At 42.2% G+C, this 21,908-nt stretch carries 18 protein-coding genes and 3 pseudogenes; 7 read left to right on the forward strand and 14 right to left on the reverse strand.

The window, feature by feature from the left end; translation table 11 throughout:
- Positions 1-27: 27 nt before the first annotated feature.
- The 12 genes from V7K40_RS12570 to V7K40_RS12625 form a co-directional block, all read right to left on the reverse strand.
- Positions 28-567 (reverse strand): late competence development ComFB family protein, encoded by a 540-nt coding sequence (locus tag V7K40_RS12570; RefSeq protein WP_334959953.1) that lies wholly within the window; start codon positions 565-567, stop codon positions 28-30.
- Positions 568-687: 120 nt separating this feature from the next.
- Entirely contained in the window at positions 688-1,623 is a 936-nt protein-coding gene (locus V7K40_RS12575; RefSeq protein ID WP_334959955.1) for a M23 family metallopeptidase, read from the reverse strand.
- Positions 1,624-2,278: 655 nt separating this feature from the next.
- Positions 2,279-2,971: a DevA family ABC transporter ATP-binding protein gene (locus tag V7K40_RS12580; protein ID WP_334959957.1), complete on the reverse strand. Its 693-nt coding sequence runs from the start codon at positions 2,969-2,971 to the stop codon at positions 2,279-2,281.
- 124 nt (positions 2,972-3,095) lie between these two features.
- Positions 3,096-4,268 carry an ABC transporter permease DevC gene (gene devC / locus V7K40_RS12585; RefSeq protein ID WP_334960007.1) on the reverse strand — a complete coding sequence of 391 codons (1,173 nt, stop codon included), beginning with the start codon at positions 4,266-4,268 and terminating at the stop codon, positions 3,096-3,098.
- A 462-nt stretch (positions 4,269-4,730) separates the two neighbouring features.
- Complete coding sequence (locus V7K40_RS12590) at positions 4,731-5,927, reverse strand: ABC exporter membrane fusion protein (RefSeq protein ID WP_334959959.1); 1,197 nt, start codon at positions 5,925-5,927, stop codon at positions 4,731-4,733.
- Between the two features lie 847 nt (positions 5,928-6,774).
- Positions 6,775-8,742: a response regulator gene (locus V7K40_RS12595; RefSeq protein ID WP_334959961.1), complete on the reverse strand. Its 1,968-nt coding sequence runs from the start codon at positions 8,740-8,742 to the stop codon at positions 6,775-6,777.
- Positions 8,739-9,215 carry a response regulator gene (locus tag V7K40_RS12600; RefSeq protein WP_334959963.1) on the reverse strand — a complete coding sequence of 159 codons (477 nt, stop codon included), beginning with the start codon at positions 9,213-9,215 and terminating at the stop codon, positions 8,739-8,741. The genes V7K40_RS12595 and V7K40_RS12600 overlap by 4 nt, the downstream gene beginning before the upstream one ends.
- Complete coding sequence (locus tag V7K40_RS12605; RefSeq protein WP_334959965.1) at positions 9,212-11,155, reverse strand: PAS domain S-box protein; 1,944 nt, start codon at positions 11,153-11,155, stop codon at positions 9,212-9,214. Before V7K40_RS12605 ends, V7K40_RS12600 begins: the two co-directional genes overlap by 4 nt.
- Before the next feature lie 4 nt (positions 11,156-11,159).
- Positions 11,160-11,399, reverse strand: a complete 240-nt coding sequence (locus tag V7K40_RS12610; protein ID WP_334959967.1) for a helix-turn-helix transcriptional regulator — start codon at positions 11,397-11,399, stop codon at positions 11,160-11,162.
- Positions 11,400-11,522: 123 nt separating this feature from the next.
- Positions 11,523-11,786, reverse strand: a complete 264-nt coding sequence (locus V7K40_RS12615) for a hypothetical protein (RefSeq protein ID WP_334959968.1) — start codon at positions 11,784-11,786, stop codon at positions 11,523-11,525.
- Between the two features lie 278 nt (positions 11,787-12,064).
- Complete coding sequence (locus V7K40_RS12620) at positions 12,065-13,540, reverse strand: pentapeptide repeat-containing protein (protein ID WP_334959969.1); 1,476 nt, start codon at positions 13,538-13,540, stop codon at positions 12,065-12,067.
- A gap of 682 nt (positions 13,541-14,222) precedes the next feature.
- Positions 14,223-14,954 carry a pentapeptide repeat-containing protein gene (locus tag V7K40_RS12625; RefSeq protein ID WP_334960009.1) on the reverse strand — a complete coding sequence of 244 codons (732 nt, stop codon included), beginning with the start codon at positions 14,952-14,954 and terminating at the stop codon, positions 14,223-14,225.
- A 132-nt stretch (positions 14,955-15,086) separates the two neighbouring features.
- Between V7K40_RS12625 and V7K40_RS12630 the strand changes: the two are divergent.
- Positions 15,087-15,613: pseudogene (locus tag V7K40_RS12630) on the forward strand (FAD-dependent oxidoreductase); the annotation flags it as partial.
- Between the two features lie 246 nt (positions 15,614-15,859).
- On the opposite strand, the gene V7K40_RS12635 reads toward V7K40_RS12630, so the two are convergent.
- Positions 15,860-17,680 carry a tetratricopeptide repeat protein gene (locus V7K40_RS12635; protein ID WP_334959970.1) on the reverse strand — a complete coding sequence of 607 codons (1,821 nt, stop codon included), beginning with the start codon at positions 17,678-17,680 and terminating at the stop codon, positions 15,860-15,862.
- Between the two features lie 230 nt (positions 17,681-17,910).
- Between V7K40_RS12635 and V7K40_RS12640 the strand changes: the two are divergent.
- Positions 17,911-18,052, forward strand: a pseudogene (locus tag V7K40_RS12640) (transposase); the annotation flags it as partial.
- A 406-nt stretch (positions 18,053-18,458) separates the two neighbouring features.
- A complete protein-coding gene (locus V7K40_RS12645) occupies positions 18,459-19,001 on the forward strand; it encodes a DUF4334 domain-containing protein (protein WP_334959972.1) in 543 nt (180 codons plus the stop codon).
- 153 nt (positions 19,002-19,154) lie between these two features.
- On the opposite strand, the pseudogene V7K40_RS12650 reads toward V7K40_RS12645, so the two are convergent.
- Positions 19,155-19,262 (reverse strand): annotated as a pseudogene (locus tag V7K40_RS12650) (transposase); the annotation flags it as partial.
- Positions 19,263-19,357: 95 nt separating this feature from the next.
- Here V7K40_RS12650 and V7K40_RS12655 point away from each other — a divergent pair.
- The 4 genes from V7K40_RS12655 to V7K40_RS12670 all read left to right on the forward strand — a co-directional run bounded on the left by V7K40_RS12655 (position 19,358) and on the right by V7K40_RS12670 (position 21,892).
- Positions 19,358-19,603 (forward strand): DUF4351 domain-containing protein, encoded by a 246-nt coding sequence (locus V7K40_RS12655; RefSeq protein ID WP_334959974.1) that lies wholly within the window; start codon positions 19,358-19,360, stop codon positions 19,601-19,603.
- Positions 19,604-19,769: 166 nt separating this feature from the next.
- Positions 19,770-20,024: a SemiSWEET transporter gene (locus tag V7K40_RS12660; RefSeq protein ID WP_334959976.1), complete on the forward strand. Its 255-nt coding sequence runs from the start codon at positions 19,770-19,772 to the stop codon at positions 20,022-20,024.
- A 21-nt stretch (positions 20,025-20,045) separates the two neighbouring features.
- Positions 20,046-21,692 carry a radical SAM protein gene (locus V7K40_RS12665; protein ID WP_334959978.1) on the forward strand — a complete coding sequence of 549 codons (1,647 nt, stop codon included), beginning with the start codon at positions 20,046-20,048 and terminating at the stop codon, positions 21,690-21,692.
- Positions 21,693-21,703: 11 nt separating this feature from the next.
- Entirely contained in the window at positions 21,704-21,892 is a 189-nt protein-coding gene (locus V7K40_RS12670) for a CPXCG motif-containing cysteine-rich protein (protein ID WP_012411100.1), read from the forward strand.
- The last annotated feature ends 16 nt before the right edge of the window (positions 21,893-21,908 follow it).

The following is a 21,908-nucleotide window of genomic DNA, read 5'->3' on the forward strand; positions in this document are numbered from 1 at the left end:
CTGACAAATGACTAATGACTCTTAAAGTTATAATTTTTGCTCAAAGTTAGGTGCGTATGTTTGGAGTAAAGCACTAACTTGGCGTACAACCTCATTGCCAGTGTTTTTGCCTAAGGCTTGTCGTTCTGGGAAGAAATGGGGCCGATCAAGGTAACGGTTAATTGCCTCATTTACTTGCTGAGAAATTAATTCTTGCAGTTCTGCCCGAGCCGTTTGGCGCTGGAAGGTAGCACCTTCTTCTGTAGTAGCATACAAAGGTGGTAGCCGATTGAGAGCGTAAGCAGCAATATCGCCGACATCTAGAGAACTTTCGCTGGTGGCTTCAATTTCTGCAACTCGGGCGATCGCTTCAGTCAGTACCAATTCTTCCATGACGTTAATAAATTGTTTCCGAGGTACCGCCACTACCTCACCAGTCAATAATGCTCCCATCAGCCGATCAAGTGCCATATAATCTTCAATTGAGAGTTCCGAGGCATTGTCACAGATTCTACCGACTTCTGCTTCCATTGCTGGTGTTAAATAACCATCCTGGAGAGCTTGTTCTACAATTTTTTCGATGCTCATAACGCTTATCATCATTTATGTTAGCCAAGCAAGGTAGGGACGGTATCAATCCAATTTCTTTTGCCTAATTCTCAACAAAAAAACACAAATTATGCACAGACGCGATCAATTCCGCCTCTACTAGTTAACGACCTTAGTCCGCCAAGGTGTTGGATCAACAGATTGTCCGTTGACATATAGACCCCAGTGTAAATGTGGGCCCGTGGCAGCACCTGTGGAACCCACTGCGCCAATTAGTTGACCAGCTTTCACAAAATCACCTTCTTTAACGTTAATACGACTCAGGTGCATGAAAATACTGATTACGCCTTGACCGTGGTCAATGCCAACTACATTACCGTGAACCCGAAACCCTTGGGATACCCTACCCACCAAAGCAACTCGCCCAGCGGCTGGGGCAATTACGGGTGAACCGGCAGCACCAGCGTAGTCAAGGCCACGATGATAGTAGTCTTTTGCAAATGTACCATTATAGTAGCGACGTACACCATAGTTTGTACTCATCCGCCCAGCATTTGGCTTCAGAAACACTCCATTCCAATACTTTTGTGGTGTTTGTAGTGCCTTGAAAGCTGCCACCCGTTTTAATTCATATTCTGTGGCATCCACTCCGGCTTTGCCAGGTGGCAAAGTTATGCGCTGTATAGGAAATTTGCGATTAAGCACATTCACTGCTAAGTTTTGCACCTGACCATCCCCTGCAACCCGAAGTGGTCTAGTTCCAGCTTTTTCTAGTGGAGTTGTGGGAACAAAAGCCCGATACTGATTGGGGGCAATTTTAAAGGCTGGGTATGTATTCTTACCACTAGCTACTGTTGGATTTGTACCATTCTCCTGATGATCTAGATTAATCTCCACTGAGAGCGTATCTCCTAATTTAGGTTTAGTTGGAGTCACCTTTACTTGTAAAGCATCTACAGGCAATGCCAAGGTGAGAGGGAGAACAGCAAATATTCCCTTTAACACATTTATTGCACGGCGATTAGATGTCAAATTTTTGACATCAAAACCGAGCAACTTATTGTTTGAATTATTAGTGCGATTCTCAGTAATCATAGAGCTATAAAAAATACCTTGCTTGGATTGGAAAATAGACTAGCTTATTTCTACTAGTGTTTCCTGTTTAAAGCAAATGTTGTTGAAAACCATAAATGTTGGGAAATCGTCTAGGGACTTATGGACAGCACAGGGGTAGGGGTAGGAGACAAGAGAGAATGATTTGTAAGTGTAATTTAATGAATTGATATTAACTTTAATAACCAAGGTGTATTACATTGTCAATGATCTTAAAACTTAATTAGTATACTGTGGCATCAGTTTGCTTACCCTAATTCCCGTTTATATACTTATAATATTTTTTACTAAAGTTAAGATAGGGTGTAAAATAGCAGCGATTTTACCTAAAATTTCCTCGTTTCCAGTTCTGATTTGGAATAATCGAGTAAAAAGCTCGAGGTTTCGAGTTCTGAGCTTGAGTAATGAACGCTTTTGAAGCTTACATCACTTGAAGTGGCATGATTCCTGCTTCAACGATCTTTGCCTGGATTACTCCAGAACTTATACCAATTCGCTATGAAGATGCACTTAATTTTTCTTAAACGAACCGCCCTACCCTGCGGGAACGCCTGCCGTAGGATGCCTGAAGGGCTGTAGGGCGAACTGGTGACGCTGGTTGCGCGGCATTGTCTCCCTTTGGGAGAGGACTCATCCTCTAAGCTGACAGTTTTAATTTTGACTTGAGCTTACCATCTTCCATGTGAACGATGCGATCAGCAATGTCTAGGATGCGGTTGTCGTGAGTAACCATCAAGATGGTACAGCCTTGTTCTTTTGCCAGTTTTTGCATGAGATTGACTACATCTCGTCCTGATTGACTGTCAAGGGCGGCGGTGGGTTCATCCGCTAAGATAATTTGAGGATGACTGACCAAGGCGCGAGCGATCGCTACTCTTTGTTTTTGTCCCCCAGACAGTTTATCAGGATAGTAATGCAGGTGATTTCCTAATCCTACCTGCTCTAGCATCTGGGCTGACCTAGCTAGCATCATTTTTAACCCAAGATGTTTGTGCAATTCCAAAGCCATTTTGACGTTTTGCAGTGCCGTTAAACTACCATGCAAGTTATGTGCTTGGAAAATATAACCGTTACGGCGTCGCGCCTGCACTAGTTCTTCAGCACTAGCACCACAAAGTTCGCGTCTCAACACCTGCAAACTACCAAATTGGGTAGAACGTAATCCACCTACTAAGGTCAGTAAGGTAGTCTTTCCAGAACCAGAGGGCCCGGTCATAATAATAATTTCACCAGCGTTAATCTCTAAATTGATGTTAGATAGAACTTGCTTGCGGAGTGAGCCGTAACCAAAGTAGTGGTCGAGATTATGGATGGAGATGACGGGAAGCATAACAATTTTGGATTTGAGATTGGAGATTTTGGACTTCGCAACTCTTAGAGACGCTACGCGTTCGCTTCAGTCGAACGATTTGAGATTGGGGATTGTTAATTATCCCAATGCCCCATGCCCATTTTTAAAACATATCAGCGGGGTCGGTGGCTTGGAGTTTGCGGGTGGCGATCGCACCAGAAATTGCACACATAATGATAGTCAGCACTAATACCTGCAATGCCCGAATCGCAGTCATGTACATGGGCAAATTTGTAGCTATGCGAGTCAGTTGGTAAAGTGCTAAGGACACTCCCAATCCGGGGAAGAAGCCCAGTGCTGCCAATATCAACGATTCTTCAAGCACCACACCTAGCAGGTAATAATTGCGATATCCCATTGCTTTAAAGGTGGCGTATTCCCGAACATGGGCATTAACATCGGTGGAGAGGACTTGATAGACGATAATCACGCCCACCACAAACCCCATCGATACACCCAGGCTGAAAATAAACCCAATTGGGGAATTTGTTCTCCAGAAGTTGTTCTCAAATTCAATAAATTCTGCATGGGTTAATACTTTGACATCATCTCTGAGGTAGGCTTTCAATATTGCAGCTACTTTTTTCGAGTCATAGCCTGGTTTAAGAACAATCAAACCTAGACTGACGCTACTTGACTGTCGCCCGGAATATAGCCGCAAAAAGTTTTGATCGCTGGTAATCAGGTTGCCATCTGCGCCAAAGGAAGCCCCGACTCGGAATAAGCCGCTAATGGTAATTGTGCGCCGTTCTATTTCGGTGGTTAGGGTTTTACCTTGGTCAATTTGAGCGATCGCTTTTTGATAATCTCCTCTTGCACCACGATCAAACAAAACGGTATCTGGCAGCTTAATTTTCTGCAATTGCTGGTTAACATCCGTTAAGTCAAAGGCTGGCTTGTCTGGATTAAAGCCAATAACTAACACCCCCGTCTCACGATGTGTTTGGGGATTCTTCCAAATTGTGTTGTTGAAATACATTGGTTCTGCTGACTTTACCCCTGGTATATCCATTGCTTGATAAAGTCGCCGACGAGAAAATGTAGACAAGCTTGGCAAGTTACGAGCTTGGGGACTGGTTAAAACAATATCTGCTTGCAAACTGCGATGCAGTCTGGTGTTACTGTCATACAGCGCAGTCTGAAAGCCAAGCTGCATAAACATGAGAAGATCCGCAAAGGCAATACCTGACAATGCCACTAACAAACGGCTTTTTTCATAATTCAGTTGCAGCCATCCTAGAGGGGTTCGTCGTCGCAGTTGTTTAATTAATCCCATCATAAGAAGTGGAGGGCAGGGGGCATTAGGAATAGAGAGATTAGGTGGATGAACGAGTATCTGAGGTGGATCAACGAGTCTTTGAAGTGGATCAACGAGTTTTTGAGGTGGATCAACGAGTCTTTGAAGTGGATGAACGAGTCTTTGAGGTGGATGAACGAGTATCAAAGGTGGATGAACGAGTATCTGAGGTGGATCAACGAGTATCAAAGGTGGATGAACGAGTCTTTGAGGTGGATCAACGAGTATCAAAGGTGGATGAATGAGTATCTGAGGTGGATCAACGAGTATCAAAGGTGGATCAACGAGTCTTTGAGGTGGATCAACGAGTATCAAAGGTGGATCAACGAGTCTTTGAGGTGGATCAACGAGTATCAAAGGTGGATCAACGAGTATCTGAGGTGGATAAATCCAGTTTTAACTCTTCCCTACTCCCCCTGCTCCCCCTGCCCCATGCCCATTTCATAGTTCAATTACTGCCTTAACTTGCATATTGGTTAAGTTGGCAGCTTTTTGGCTGGAGGCTTGATCTAGTCGGATATGGACTTCTACTACTCTGTTGTCGATATTGCTGACGGGATCTGTGTTAATAACATTCTGCCGTCGCACCTGCAAGCCTTTGCGATCTACGATTCCTTGCAATTCAATCGGGAGGTAATCACCAAATACTCGCACTTGCTGCCCTGAATCCACTTTGCCGATATCGCTTTCGTAGACTTCGGCTATGACATACATCTGGCTGGTTTGTCCAATATCTGCAATGCCATCATTTGATACTAATTCCCCAGGATGGGTGTGGATCTCAAATACCTGTCCATTTTGGGGCGATCGCACCTGGGACTGTTCGAGATTGACTTTTGCCAGATTCATGGCTGCTATGGCACGATTAACTTCTGCTTGAGCAGCTTCTACATCCACTCCGCGCACTTCGGCGATTTCATCGAGTGTTGCTGTGGCTTCTTTAATCTTTTGCTGGCTAGTTGATTGAGTGCGATTTAACTGTGCCTGTGATTCTTGCAGGCTTTTTTGGGCCGTTTCCAAGTTTAAACGCTTGGTATCCCCTTGGGAGGTGGAAATTGCACCCTGTTGAAATAGTTGCTGATAGCGTTTGTCTTCTGCTTGGGCATTACGCACTTCGGCTTGGAATCGCTCAATTGTTGCTGCTTGGGCATTAATATCGCCAAGGTGTTCTGCTTTGAGTCGAGCGATCGCAGCTTTTTGGGCGGCAATTTCACCGGGTTTAGCACCTGCTTGTATGCGGTTTAGGTTTGCCTGGGCTACTTTCACTTGTTCTTGCACCTCTTTTAATTCTGCTTGCAAGCGATCGCGGCTGTTCAAAATCGCAATCACCTGTCCTGCTTTTACCCTATCCCCCTCCTTCACTAACAACTTTTCTACCCGACTTCCTTCTGTAGACACCGCAGCAGAGAGTTTAATTACTTTTCCCTGTGGTTCAATCCGCCCTAAAGCTGTTACTGTTTTTAACTGTGGCAATTGTGTTGCTGGCATTTGTGCCTCTGAATTTGCATAATGCCAGCGTTTTACTATATAAAAACTTATTCCACAAATTAATAAAGATGCAATTATACCTATAGCAACGGATGGACGCAGAATAAACTTAGGGAACGTTCTGTACCCTAGCTTTGAGTTTCGCACCATAGATTACCTCTTAACTAGTGGCGCAGAAAAAACTAAATAAATTAAGTTTTTATCCTTATACCAATTACCTGTGAGCTTGCTTTTGAACAAAGGGCAGAATCCCCTTGTTTATTCGGCGGAAGTATGCTTGATTTTGTGCAGCCTTTTAGAAAGTTTATATTACCTTTTTGCTAATAGTTATTATCGATTCAGAGTTCATAAAAAAAGAAAATTGTTGAAAATCTACCAGCCGACTGCGATTTAGCTGGATAGGATAACAGCAAGTTATATTATGTCCGGGCAATTAAGCATAATACCCAGAACCCCACCCCGCTAAAGCATAGCTTTAGCTAACCTTCCCGCCTGCGGTGTACATACAAGTCGAATTACCCCCCTTAATCCCCCCGATGTATTGGGGGGAAACAGGAAATTTAATTCCCTCCCCTTAGAAAGGGGAGGGTTAGGGTGGGGTTCTTTTCTTATGGTTAATTTGGTGGACATGATATTATTCTCCAGTATTAAAATACTTATGTTCCTGATGAACTACTTTTGTTTTGTGAAAGTACTCAGGTATAGTAAACGTTTTCCAAATTACGCGTTGTAACAGCGCCCACAATCAGAGGAAATTCAGTTATAAGGAAATATTTGTATCAGGAATAAATAAACTTCAATCACTAAAAATATCTTTAAATTTAATAGCTTTATAATTTTAGTGATATATTTCACTCTTGAAAGTTCTTTTGCTAAATTGTTTTTTAAATTAACCAACCCATTTGCTACCAATCACTTCAGTGCGCGATCGCATCTAATCCGGTTGGGTTAACGTTTTAACGAGGTTCATCTAATTACTCAGATTTCTCAGAAACACCTAAACACATCTGACTAAATTGGAAATCGCCATGAGCAATTCCTCTGGTGCTACAGGTTTAACGATGTGCTGTTGAAACCCCGCTCTTAGTGCCTGCTGCTGATTGATTTCGCCTGCATAAGCAGTCAGAGCGATCGCTGGAATCTGTTTTCCCCCTACTTCTGCTTCCAGATCCCGCACTTGTTGCATCAGCATATAGCCGTTCATTTCTGGCATTCCAATATCGCTGAGTAAGATATCTGGCTTTGACTGTGTTAGCGCTTGTAATGCTTGATCTGCCGATCCGACTGCGGTGACGATCGCGCCAAACTGTTCCAGCACAAAGCTGAAAAAGTTGCGGCTATCAGTATTGTCATCCACAACTAGGACTTGTACACCCATCAGGGGAGAGGAGGCAAAAATGGCAGTTGAGGAATCAGTATTCGGGTCATCCTCGATTGTTGCACTGTCCTTGAGCAGTGGTAACCTAACTGTGAAGATGGCTCCTTGCTCCTCACCAAGGCTTTCGACCGAAATCGTTCCACCGTGCATCTCAACTAAGTGACGAGCGATCGCTAAACCTAACCCTAGCCCACCAAACTTTCTAGTTGTTGTACTGTCACCTTGACGGAAATAGTCAAACACATGAACTAAAAAGTCTGGGTGAATGCCTTTACCTGTATCGCTGACGGTAATCTGCCCTTGAGCGTCGATATACTCCAATCGCACATTTACTTTTCCCCCAATCGGTGTAAATTTGACGGCATTCGATAAAAGGTTCCAGAAAACTTGCTGTAAGCGGGCTGAATCACCCAAAACTTTCCCCTTCGGATCAAGCATCATCTCAATTTGAATGGTTTTAGCCTCTGCTGCTAAACGCACTGTCTCCATTGCTGCTTCAATGGTGGATGCTAGATTGACTGGTATCATCTTGAGATTGAGTTTGCCTTGGAGAATACGAGAAACATCAAGCAAGTCTTCAATTAGTTGAGCTTGTAATTTAGCATTGCGCTCAATGGTTTTAAGGGCTTTTTGGAGTTCTGTCTCATCAAATTTACGGCTCTGTAATAGTTTTGACCAACCGAGAATTGGATTCAGTGGCGATCGCAATTCATGGGAAAGTACCGCCAAAAACTCATCTTTTATCCGGTTAGCAGCCTCTGCTTCTGCCCTGGCTGTTTGCTCAAGTTGGAAAAGGCGATCGCGTTCTGATTCAGTGCGTTTGCGATCGCTGATATCAGTTATCATGGCGATCGCGCCCAAGAACTCATTTTCTTCACTAAAAATAGCTCTACTAGAAATCAGCGTCCAGATATACGAACCATCCTTGCAGCGCAATTGACCTTCTTTAAGATCACTCCTTTCTCCCTTTAGCCACTTTAGTATCTCTTCGGCTACTATCCCATCACCCTGAGCCATAAAATCAAACATAGAACGACCGAGCATCTCTTGAGCCGGATAACCTAACATCTCACAGAACCGTTGATTCACAAACTCTGTTCGTGATTGAGAGTCAATCATCCAGATTCCCTCATAAGAGGTATCAACAATTCTGCGATATCTGGCTTCACTCTTCTGTAGCAATTCCTCTGCTTGCTGGCGCTCCCGGCGCTCCTTGGCTTCCCGTAATGCCCGTTGCACCGAGGGAACTAACCGCCCTAGTCGTTGCTTTAATACATAATCAGTTGCACCGTTCTTCAAGGCTTCGATCGCTAATTCTTCGCCCAATGCGGCAGAGACAAAGATAAAAGGAACCTCTGGAGTGTGATTTCGGGCAATTTTCAGAGCAGAAATTCCATCAAAAGAAGGCAAGGCATAATCGGCAAGAATTAAATCGAAACCCTCTGTTTCCAGAGCAGTCAAGAAATCAGCACCGGTTTCGACTCTGATCAGTTCGCAATTAATTCCTCCTTCAGTTAATATCGCTTCGGCAAGCTCTGCATCTAAGGGACTGTCTTCCAAAAGCAGAAAACGCAGGACATTCATCATTTAACCTCCTGTTGACGATGAGGTACAGAGGGGAGAGCACCAAGGGGTGGCTGATTAATCACTGCCCAAAACAGTCCCAGACCTTTGATAGCATCGGCAAACTCATGGTAATCTACAGGCTTGACGACATACGCATTTACACCTAACTCGTAGCATCGAACTAAGTCTGGCTCCTCACGCGAATAAGTTAGTACCACAATCGGAATCATTCGCATTATTGGGTCAGATTTTAGTTGTGCCAGTACTTCTAGTCCATCGATTTTAGGCAGTTTCAAATCGAGCAGCACTACAACAGGATGCCCCTGCATTCGCAACCGGAACAGCCCCCGGCGATAGAGATAATCTAGTGCTTCCTCTCCATCACGCACTACCACTACTTCGTTGGCGAGATGATTTTCTGACAAGGCGGCCAATATTAACTCTGCATCATTAGCACTGTCTTCAATCAGTAGAATTCGCTTGAGTTCTTTCATTCGCCCTCCTTCTTGGACAGTTTAGGTAGTGAGAAATAGAAGGTAGCTCCACTATCAACTACAGCCTCTGCCCAGACTTGGCCATTATGTCGATGAATAATGCGTTGCACGTTTGCCAATCCAACACCTGTACCTTCAAATTGTTGGTCGCTATGTAGGCGTTGAAATACTCCGAATAGCTTGTGGACATATTGCATATTAAAACCTACGCCGTTATCTTGTATAAAAAAGACAACTTCGTTTTCATTGTCAGTACTTCCGATAGTAATTTCTGCTGGGTTTCGAGTCTGGGTATATTTTATGGCATTGCCTATGAGGTTGCGAAGGACGAGCCGCAGCATCGAGGGGTCGCCTTGTACTTCTGGCACTGACTTTATGTGCCAATTAATTGTACGTCCTGGGGTTTGGCTAACCAAATCGCGTTTTATCTCTTGCACTAGTTGCTCCATATTCAGATTGATGTAGCGCATCTCGCTGCGCCCCATGCGGGAAAATGTGAGCAACTCATCGATTAGTATTCCTGCCTGTTTGGCAGTTTCGGCAATTATTCTTAAATAGCGCTGACTTATTTCATCTAACGTACTTGTTGAGCTGTGCCGCTTTTGAAGCAATTCTATAAATCCGGCAATGTGGCGAAGCGGTGCTCGCAAGTCGTGAGAGACTGAATAGGAGAAGGATTCGAGTTCCTTGTTCGCAGCTTCGAGTTGGAGGGTGCGCTCTTGAATCCGTTGCTCCAGCATTTCGTTCAGTTGTTGCAGGGCGGCTTCGGCAACTTTGCGATCATGGATATCAACACAGGAGCCAATATAGCCGAGAAATTCCCCAGTTGGTGTAAACCGAGGCACACCAGTATCCAAAATCCAACGGTATTCGGAATCATTGCGTCTGAAGCGATATTCCATTTTAAAATCTTGTCGGGCATCAAAAGCATTGATGTATGTGTCTAAGCAACGCTGAAAATCATCTTCATGAACATTTTCAGCCCACCCGTTGCCCATCTCTTGCTCCAGAGTCCGCCCGGTAAACTCTAGCCAGGGTTTATTGAAGTAATAACAGAGTTTGTCTGTGCCAGACATCCACACCAGTACGGGAGTAGTGTCTGCCAGATGACGAAAACGGGCTTCACTTTCACGCAACGCTGCTTCTACCTGGTTGCGATGGCGTAGCGCGGCTTGTCGTTCGCTCAAGTCAAGAACAAAACCAATGATAGTCTCTTCCTGCTTGACGAAGCCAAGTAAGGCAAGAATTAGAGAGCCGTCTTTACGGATATATTCCTGCTCAAAAGGCTTACACCCCCCGGTAATTCTCAGTTCTTGAATTGATCGCTCACTCACCTCAAGGTATTGGGGTGGGGTGATCTCGCCCAAGCGGATTCGACCAGAGCGCAGATCCTCGCGTGTATAATTAAGCATTTGCAGAAAGGCATTATTGGCTTCAATGATCGAGCCGTTCAGATCAGCCATAATGATTCCAATAATATTGGACTCTACTAAGCGACCAAACCTTGCCTCACTTTGGCGTAGGGACTTGAGGTTCGCTTCAGCTTTTTTTTGAGCTGTGCGGCGTGATTCGTTGAGCCAGATGATTAACCCTGCTGTGATCATGAACACGACCAGCCGCACTAAAATGTCCTGATGTGTAATGTACAGCGGATAGAGCGGCTGAAGAAACAAGTAGTTGACTACCAAAGTAGAGAAAACAGTTGCCAGTAGTCCTGGTGCGAAACCCCCATACCAGGCACTTACCATCACTGCTGCAAAAAATAGTGCAGAAGGCGTTGTGCTCAGATATGGACGGAGCAGCATCGTTACTCCCAGTGCTAAGGCTACGGATAGCAAAGCAATAGTATAGTGCAGCAGTTGCTCTGGAATGATTGCGCCCTTGTTTCTACCGCCAGCAAAGATGTCTTTTGGTTTAAATGTCCTCACTTTATGAGTCATAACTCTACTCTGCTTCTGGAAAATACTGGTTTAGCAGCCTTTGACCAGGTTCACCCATTTTCCGTAACATTTCTTCTATTAGTTTTAATGCTATCTGTGAAGGCACTGTATGCCCATTTTGCCAGCGATTGACTGTTTTGAATGAAACTCCTAATTTAGCAGCAAACTCTTTCTGAGAAAGATTGAGTTGCTGCCGAAGCTCCCGAATTAAATCTAAACTTCTTAGTCCTTTTGTTAGAGACATCTCCTTTTCCTATTCTTATAGAAATACTAAGATAAGACAGGTGTCCTATTGTTTATCTCTTGCTTGGGGAATATTTATCAGGTTATACCGATAAGTTAGATTTTGCAGTCACTCTAGCCAATCTTATATCTTAAAAAGGTCACGTTTGAGGTTAAAAGGCTCGACGTTGAGGTTCAAAGACTCAACGTTGAGGTTCAAAGGCTCAATGTTGAGGTTAAAAGGCTCGACGTTGAGGTTAAAAAGCTCGACGTTGAGGTTAAAAGGCTCGACGTTGAGGTTCAAAGGCTCGACGTTGAGGTTCAAAGGCTCGACGTTGAGGTTCAAAGGCTCGACGTTGAGGTTAAAAGGCTCGACGTTGAGGTTAAAAGGCTCGACGTTGAGGTTCAAAGGGTGAAACTTAAGCTTTCCAATGTTCCAGTGGTTGAAGATTTCCTGTAGGATTGTTGTGCGATCGCCCTTTGCAAAGGCTAAAAAACAGCAATTAAAAAAAAATAAATATAAATTCTAGAACTATTAACTGATTTCTCAGAGTGTCTGTCTTGTTATCAGACATAAATTATGTTTCTTCCTCATCTCCAGAATTTTTACGGAGACTTTTGGTAAAAACTATAGCATTAGGTGAAAACGGTAGAATGCGCCCAAATAACTAATGATGCTGAGATAACTTAACCAGACTGCCGCCAATCTGTCGGTACTTCTATATAATCAGGTAGGCGAGTAGTGCGATCGCCAAGTGCCTTTCTAATCTGCTGCAACTCTAAGTTTTTAGCCCCTGTTAAAATTGTCCCTTCCAGTTTGACATTACTGAGGTTAGCTTCTGAGAAGTTAGCTCCCATCAGGTTTGCCTGAGTCAGGTTAGCTTGATAAAAGGTTGCCCTATACAAGTTTGCTCCGATGAGGTTTGCTTGATGCAGGTCAGCTTCCGTTAAGCTGGCTTCTGAGAGGTTGGCAAAATAGACTTCTGTTTGGTGAAGTTTGGCTGCATTCAAGTTAGCCCCAGAAAGGTTGGCCCCATTTAAGTTAGCCCCTGAAAGGTTAGCACCAATTAAACCCGTGATGTGCAGATTGGCTTTACCCAGTTTTGCTCCTTGCAAGTTAGCAAGAAACAACTTTGCTCCAGAGAGATTGGCCATTTTTAAGGTTGCTTGTTGCAAGTTGGCTTTATAGAGGTTTGCTCCTTGCAGATTAGCTATACGCAGACTTGCGCCACAGAGGTTGGCTGAACGCATGTTTGCCCCACAAAGATTAGTGCGGTTGAGATTAGCCCAACAAAGGTTTGCTCCACATAGGCTAGCTTTTTGTAATTTAGCTTCATAGAGAATAGACTTAACGAGTTTAGCGCCATTCAGGTCAGCCTCACTCAAGTCAGCTCCACGCAGGTCAGCCCCACTCAGATCAGAACCACGTAAGTCTGCTTGTTGGAGATTAACTCCTAGCAGGTCTGCTCGTCTGATGTCGATATTGCGTAAATCAAGTTTCTGATCTTTTGGGTCTTCGAGTAAATTACGCCTGCCGATGACAGTTAGGGCTGCTTGAATATCCGTGCGGATGTTTGGCAATTCTTCATTCAGGTTTTGCTCCAACTGCTGAGTCGGACGCGACCCACTTCTACGCCTACCTGAGTAATCTGCTGGTGAATATTCTGGCTTTTGTTGCTCTACCCTCACCTGGTGGATAGGTACATTCTCTCGCACAAAGGCAGTGAGAATTTCCATGATTGTCCAGTGTTCTGTAGGAAAATCCTGAGCAACTCTTTCTAATGCATAAATTGCACCTGTTCGGGTTTCAATCTTATCATGACCAAGCTGGGCAATTGCCCCCATAAAGCGTTCTGAAATCAATCTGTCTTGATTGATTTTGGCATTCTGAATGCCAATTTCCAGGTTTTTCTCAGCTGCGATCGCATTTTTCTGCATCGCTTGGGCACGCTTTGATGCATAATAAGTATTAAATATTGCTGCCGATGCTAGAAAAACTACTGCAGTAGTTGTTAATGCTTGGTTTCTATATTGGATTTTTTCCTGAATTGACAACTCCTTAATACTGGACAACGCGAATAAAATTACAGTCAATGAGAAGCCAAATATAACTGTTATAGTTATCAACCAATTCAACGGAGAGTCTGTCTTTTTAGAAGACATGGTAAAGATTTTCCTTACAACCTAGAATTATTACTTAGATATTTGGGCAAAATAGTATAGCATTTAGCAAAAAATTATAATAGGTGTCAAGGCACTCATTGAACTAAGGAATAACATTGAATATACTTATACGTTCCGACAGAAATAAACCACGATTCAAAAACAATGAAACGCTTGTGGTACAAGAATTACGAATTATGAATGACGAATTCCCCCTTATCTACCAGACTAGAGGCGAACGCGTAGCGTCTCGTAGATAAACCGTACTATAGCAATCTTATTTGATATGATGTCAGGGCAATTAAGCATCATAAGAGAACCCTACTTTGCCTAAGCTGCACTTTAGCTCCCCTAAGAGCCTGCTCTTAGGGGTTGGGGGTGGGGTTATTCTATGGGTAATTTAGCGGACATTATTATATGAATTGTAAAAATTATCGTAGACGCGCTGCGACTTGCCGCAGGCTACCGCCATCTCTGCAAGAGGCTTCCGCCAACGCGCAGCATCTCATTAGAGAAGAGCGCCAAAAGAAGAAGGAAAGAAGTTTACGAATCATTTAGAACTGCTATAGTAAACTGTGGCGGAAGTTTGACTACTTTTAACAAGGAGATTTTGCCCGTTGTTAAGCCCCAAGTCTTGTTAATTGAAATGGTAGCTGGATTTACACCTTGCGGTACTAGTATTTTACTTAGAAAATTTGGCTTCCCTAAGATTTGCCCCATCAAGTATGGCATCATCAAGAACTGCCCCGTCCAACCTAGCTAGATATAAGCTTGCACAATGCAGGTTAGCTCCAGAGAGGTTAGCTCCTTTTAGGTTAGCTGCACTGAGGATTGCTCCTTCTAGGTTGGCTAGATATAAGTTAGCTCCTTCTAGGTTAGCTGCACTGAGGATTGCCCCAGCAAGATTAGCTTCTCTGAGATTAGCCCCAGCAAGATTAGCTTGATAGAGATTTGTCTGTTCTAGGTTCGCCCTATTCAGGTTTGCTCCTCTCATGTCCGCGTGACTTAAATCAAGTTGCTCATTTTCTGGGTCTTTATTTAAGTAGCTCGACATAAATAATTCCCGGTTTGTAGTCAGAGCTTTAGCCCTGATATTAGGGCTAAAGCCCCTACTAAAAGCCAATCTCAATGTTTTGACATTACTTAACATAGTTTGATTTATTCCCGCCGATTTACTTACATCTCTTCTAGCGATAACGGTAAGGGCTGCTTGAATATCTGCACGAACTTTTGCCCCGATATTGCTTGTTACTTCCTTTTGGGGCGTGTAATGAGCATTTTGTCGGACAAAATTAGTAAGAATCTCCATGATTATCCAGTGGTACTGTGGATAATTATGGGCAATTTGCTCTAAATCATTAATAACAGCGAGACTGGTTTCTATTGTTCTATTCCCTAGTTGTTCAATTGCTATTTTTAAACGTTGCTTTTGTAAATTATACTGAGTTTAGTTAACTTTTTGCTGAAAAGCATGTATCTTCAGACATATTTTTGAGAATTGACTGTTATTTGTTGATGAAATGTTTTTTGAAATATTTTTTACAGTATGAAAATAATTAATGATTACTGTCAACATACGATACTTAAAGACTTAGTGCTGATTGGTGGCAATCACAGCCATCAATTGTCCTGAGAATGTTTGGAATGAAGCCGTTATCCAAAGTACGTTTGACGTTGATTACTGCAAATCAAAAGACAGCCGATGGAATGTTACCAGGACACATTGCTGGATTCAACAGCCACGAGGAATGCCATATTGATTTACGACCTTTGCTTAAGCACAGTTGTATATTAACAGAGTAGTTGCCCTAGACTTGGAAAATAACAAAGTTCTTTGTGCTAACGGACTTGCGGTAGATTTTGATGTACTGTCTATTGATATTGGCAGTACTCCAGCCACAGTGTCTGTATCAGGTGCAGCAGAATATGCGATCGCAGCTATTGGAACATTGGTATGAACTAATTGAAGCTGTAAGTAAAAATCCTCAAGAACCAATTAGCATTGCGATCGTGGGTGGTAGTGCTAGCGGTGTAGAATTGTTGTGGCGTATACAATCTCATTTACATCGGATTTGACATCAAACTCAACAACTAATTCAAAATCTGGAAATTCATTTATTCCAGTGTGACAATGCCCAATACTTCGACTCCCAACTCTTGGAGAGGCTGCGCCCTAAGCGTAGCTATGCCGCAGGCTTTACGACTACGCTATCTTCGGCTTCTCTTGGAGACGCTACGCGTAGCTTGCTTCCCCGCAGGGGTACGCTCAGTACAAGTCAGGGCAAGTCGCTCAGTACAAGTGCCCAATACCCAATTTCTTCATTGAAGCTGTTCAATCAGCTGATTAATTTGTTCAGAATACTGGATATTTCCTTCTTGGTAATATAAGTCAGCGGATTTCTGGAAATCGGCAATTGCTCCTTGAAAGTCTCCCAGATTTTGGTAGACATCTGCCCGAAGAATGTAAGCTGAAGCCCAATTAGGCTGACGCTTTAAGGCTTGGTTTAAATCTGCAAGCGCTCCTTGTAAGTCTTTTAATAAAGAACGGCTACGACCCCGATTGTACCAGTCTTCAGCAAAACTGGGGTCGATCGCAATCGCTCGACTGTAATCTTCTATTGCCCCTTGAAAATCTTCTAAGGCATAGCGAGCATTAGCGCGATCGCTATAAAATGCAGCAGATTGGGGATTAATTTCCAAAGCTTGGGTGTAATCTGTGATCGCACTTTCATATTCTTCTAAAGCATAGTGGGTTGAACCTCGGTTGTAATATGCTTCAATTAAATCAGGATTAATTTGTAATGCTTGATTATAATCTGCGATCGCTCCCTTTTCATCTCCTAAAAGACGACGAGCATTTCCTCGATTGCAGTACGCTTGAGAAAATTCAGGCACAAGCTCTATTGCTTGGGTGTTATCGTCAATTGCTCCCTGTAAGTCTTGCAGGGCTTCACGGGCAATACCCCGACCATAATAAGCTGCGGCTAAGTTATCATTAATCTCTAATGCCCGATCATAATCTTTAATTGCTCCTTTATGATCTGCTAAAGAACGACGAGCCGCCGCGCGATCGCAATATCCTTCAGCTAAATTAGGATTGAGTTGTAATAGGCGATTGCTATCTTCAATTGCACCTTGATAATCTCCCAGTCGGCGACGAGCATTCGCCCGAAAGCCGTATACTAAAGCTAAAGTCGGATTTTCTTGTAACGCTTGGTCATAATCTGCGATCGCACCCTGATAATCCTCAAGAGTAGTACGGACAAGACCCCGCTCACAATAGGCTTGCAAATCATCAGGATTCAACTTTAATGCTTGGTTAAAATCCTCAATTGCTCGGTGATATTCTTTGAGATGAGCAAGAACCAGACCCCGATTGTAATATGCCCCGGCAAACTTGGGGTTGATTTCTAGGGCGCGGTTGTAAGAAGCGATCGCACTTTGATAGTCTGCTAAAGCGTAGTGGGCATTACCTCGGTTATGATAAGCCTCTGCTAAGTTGGGATCTAATTGTAATGCCCGGTCGTGGTCAGCGATCGCTTCGTGATAATTGCCTAATATATGATGAATATTACCCCGATTGCTGTAAGCTGCGGCAAAATGGGGATGCCACTGTAAAGCTTGCTGGAAATCGGCGATGGCTTCTTGATGATCACCGCTCTCAAAACAAGCTACACCCCGATTATGATAGGCATTGGCAATATCAATATTGATATTATTAGCTAATTGGGTACTAGTTTCTATTGTTTGGATATAATCAGCGATCGCTTTGTCGTATTTTTCTAAGGCAAAGTAAGCATTACCCCGGCTGTGGTAAGATTGGGCTAAATTGGGATCTATTTGTAATGCTTGGTTATGATCAGCGATCGCTCCTTCATAATCGGCTAAAAAGTAACGAGCATTACCTCGGTTACAGTAAGCTGTAACAAAATTGGGATTGATTTCTATGGCGCGATTGAAATCTGCGATCGCACTGCGATAATCTTTGAGTTGACCACTGAGAATAATTCCTCGATTATGGTAAGCTTCAGCATAGTTAGGGTTGAGCTTGATTGCTTGGGTGTAAGCTGCGATCGCTCCTTGATAATCCCCTTGCAAATTGTGGTTTAATCCTTGGTTTAATAAGTCTTCAGTATTCATATAATTTTTTTGGATTTCGACATTCCCTAGCTTTCAGGCAACAGGATTCTTTACGATATGTTTTGAAAATAGTTCCAGTTACTATTGTGCCTCTTGTTAAGAGGATGTTTGAAAAGTAGGAAGTTGAGTAAAAAAAGCTCTCAAGGCATAAACTGTAATAAGTAGATACAGCACCATTGAGAGCCATGAGTAAAGCATACTCCAGCAACCTAACCCGAGATCAATGAGAATTGCAAGAACCGTTAATTCCAGTAGCCAAAACAGGTGGTCATCCAAGAGTTGTAGAGATGTGGCAAGTAATCAACACGATTTTTTATGTATTAACACTCTTGATGTACTGGGCGAAACCTACCAGGAGACTTCCGCAATTGGTAAACGGTATACATGTACTTTCGTAATTGGCGTTCGGAGACTTTTATCTACCTTGCCATGATCTGGATCATGGTGCGACGTTTGGCATAAATTTTTACCCCTCAAAACTTTTCAAACACCCTCTTATAATTTAATTTTATTTTTTTAACCTATTTTCAATTTGATAATTTTTATTTATGCATATATGTTTTTATACCTAAGTTTACGTAAAATTTAATTAGCGCTCGCCCTTGAGAAAAACTTTGCGATTTACTGAATTTGTTGTAAATCAATGGTACGGGGTGATTTACGCTCGGAACTAATCGTACCTAAAATGCCTAAAAGACAATTTGCGCCTAATTAGCCAAGGTAAATGTAATAATAAAACTTCAGATGAATCTAATTGATAATAACGGTAACAGAAAAAATGCAAACATTAGAACTCTACCAGTCAATTCTTTTAATTGGTAAAACTACGACAGAAAGAGCTTTACAGTTGTTTGACGCTCTTGAACCAGTGAATTTAGACTTTATGCTTGGTCGTTGGCAAGGCTCTGGACTTCATACAGATCACCCTATGGATGGCTTATTAGAAATGTCTAATTGGTATGGGAAGGAATTTGTTGATCCTGAGAATGTTCACCCTTTGTTATTTTTAGATAGTCAGAAAAAAATTTTTAAGGTAGCGTTCAATGCTAATATGATAAACTGGATTTTAAAGTTTCCGATTCCCAAAAATAATTCTTTTAAACCTTTGCTAATGCTGACTAATTCCTTACTGAAAACAGAGAAAAGTCAAGCTAGACTCCGAAGCATGGAATATCGAGGGAAAATTAGTGCCACGATGATCTATGATTATTTACCTATTAATGACTATTTTAGGAAAGTAGACGACAATACTGTATTAGGAATTATGGATTTTAAAAACTCACCTCAACCTTTCTTTTTTGCCCTAAATCGACGTTCTTAGGTCTTTTAATTATTCGTTTTTTATCAAACATTGTCTGAATAATACTTTCAGGCGATGCATGGCAAAAAAATGCGTCTAGGCTACTTTTACCCCAATGAAACCAGCGATAACATTAACTATGAAATTATAAATGTTGCGGTGACGAGTGTGTTAAATTGGGTAAATATTTTTTAATTGGTCATTAACTGTTTCTAGAAGAGAACGTTTTCTCAATAAAATTTTGTTTAATCGCAAAATCATGCCCTTCAGTTTTTGATTCTGTGTCTAGTTCAAAAGCAGCGTTAGAATTGCTGTAAAACTTGCAACAAAACTTACAAGTCGCTCAAAATCAAAACCAGGAAGATAGGGAATTACATATGCGATTAGCACTATACCAACAAGAGCGAGAACAGGCGATACAACAAGGAATTCAGCAGGGAGAACGCTCGGTGGTGGAAAACTTGCTCAAAGTTCGCTTTGGTGAAATAGATAATGAGCTTCAAGCAATTATTGAACCTTTATTAGCGTTATCACCAGAAGAGTTTACGCCTTTACTATTGCAGTTATCCCGTAAAGAATTAATCGGTTTTGCTAGTATCAATCACATCTGTTTGAATTATTAGGATAAAGCTGAAAGGAGAAGGTAAAGGAGTTTAACTTTTTACCTTTTTGTTTTCTCTATTTTCTAACTCACGTTAAAATGTAAAATCAAAGACATTAATACAGGATTATACAAATCAGGTTCTAATTTTTTAAGCAATAAAAACTTTATTTTATAGGTTTGTATAAATGGATTTTCTGACAATTCTAGGGTTAGCGGCTGCCACAATAACCACAATCTCTTTTTTGCCACAGATGTTTAAAATGTGGCAAACAAAATCAGCAAAAGATGTTTCTTTTGTTACAGTTATTACATTCATGATTGGTGTTTTTTTGTGGTTAATTTATGGAATATATTTACAATCATTACCGATTATTCTTGCTAACGGCATGACATTAGTTTTTAACTTCATTATTCTATGGCTTAAAATTAGATATAGATAAACTTGCCTCCAATAAACACCTGTGACATCATCTGTATTTACCTCTGAACGCCTCCTTTTTACCCCCGTCACCCCAGACACCGACGCTATCCCAATCATTTTTGCCTTTCCCAATGAATACAGCGTAGGTATCACTAGCCTCGGCTATCAGGTGGTATGGGGAACCTTGGCAATGCGTGATGATGTGCAAGTAAGTCGCCTGTTTACAGATACTCACGAACAACTCCCCATAACACCGGAAATTGTGGGATTTTCCATTTCCTGGGAACTGGATTATGTGAATATTTTAAATTTACTGGAATTTTTAGAAATACCCATTTTAGCAACTTCTCGCGATGATTCTCATCCAATAATTTTTGGTGGTGGGCCCGTTCTCACAGCTAATCCCGAACCTTTTGCAGATTTTTTTGATGTAATTTTACTGGGGGATGGCGAAAACCTACTGGGAAATTTTATTGAGGCGTACAAAGAAGTGAGAAATGCCTCAAGACAAACTCAACTAAAAAGACTTGCACAAGTCCCAGGAATTTATATTCCCAGTTTGTATGAAGTTGAATATCACGTAATAGATGGTGCAGTAAAGTCAATTAAACCAATTTCTCCAGAAATTCCCGCAGTGGTGCAAAAGCAAACTTATCGGGGAAATACTCTATCAGCATCGACTGTAGTCACTGAAAAAGCTGCATGGGAAAATATTTACATGGTGGAAGTGGTAAGAAGTTGTCCAGAAATGTGCCGCTTTTGTTTGGCGAGTTATCTCACACTGCCTTTTAGGACAGCCAGTCTTGAAGGTTCATTAATTCCAGCGATCGCAAAAGGTTTAGAAGTTACAAATCGGCTAGGATTATTGGGGGCTTCAGTAACTCAACATCCAGAATTTGAGACTTTGCTAAATTATATTAGTCAGCCAAAGTATGATGATGTCCGTCTCAGTATTGCATCAGTGCGAACCAATACTGTAACTGTTCAGTTAGCAGAAACTTTGACGAAACGAGACACGCGATCGCTTACCATTGCTGTAGAAAGTGGTTCTGAGAAAATCCGGCAAATCATCAACAAAAAGCTGGATAACGATGAAATTATCCAAGCTGCGATAAATGCCAAAGCTGGCGGATTAAAAAGCTTGAAACTCTATGGAATGGCAGGAATTCCTGGTGAAGAATCAGAGGATTTAGAGCAAACTGTGGCGATGATGCGTAGTATCAAAAAAGCTGCGCCGGGATTGCGGTTAACATACGGATGCAGCACCTTTGTACCCAAAGCACACACACCATTTCAATGGTTTGGAGTGAATCGCCAAGCAGAAAAGCGGTTACAATTTTTGCAAAAACAGCTAAAACCGCAGGGGATAGAGTTTCGCCCAGAAAGCTATAATTGGTCGATTATACAAGCTTTGTTATCCAGAGGCGATCGCAGAGTGTCTCAACTTCTTCAACTTACTCGTAATTTTGGTGACTCCTTGGGTAGCTACAAACGGGCTTTCAAACAACTCAAAGGACAAATCCCCGATTTAGATTTTTACGTCCACGCCGAGTGGTCAACAGAGCAAGTATTACCCTGGAGCCACTTGCAAGGGCCTCTGCCACACTCTACACTACTAAAACATTTGGCTGATGCTAAGAGTTATATCAACCCATCCCCAAAGGAATTACAGCCATTGAATTCATAGCTGAAAACTTGATGCAAAATACAGCTGAGTATTACTGCGCCTATTGCGGCGAACCGAACTTAACTTTTATTGATTTGAGTGCTGGAGGACAACAATCTTATGTTGAAGATTGTCAAGTTTGCTGTAACCCTAATATTTTGTATGTACGAGTTGATGAAGATACCCTAGATATCGAGATTGATACCGAATCCGAAAGTTGAATTTTAGGTTTTTCTT

Origin of the sequence: Nostoc sp. (assembly GCF_036917195.1) — a bacterium.
GTDB lineage: Bacteria > Cyanobacteriota > Cyanobacteriia > Cyanobacteriales > Nostocaceae > Nostoc.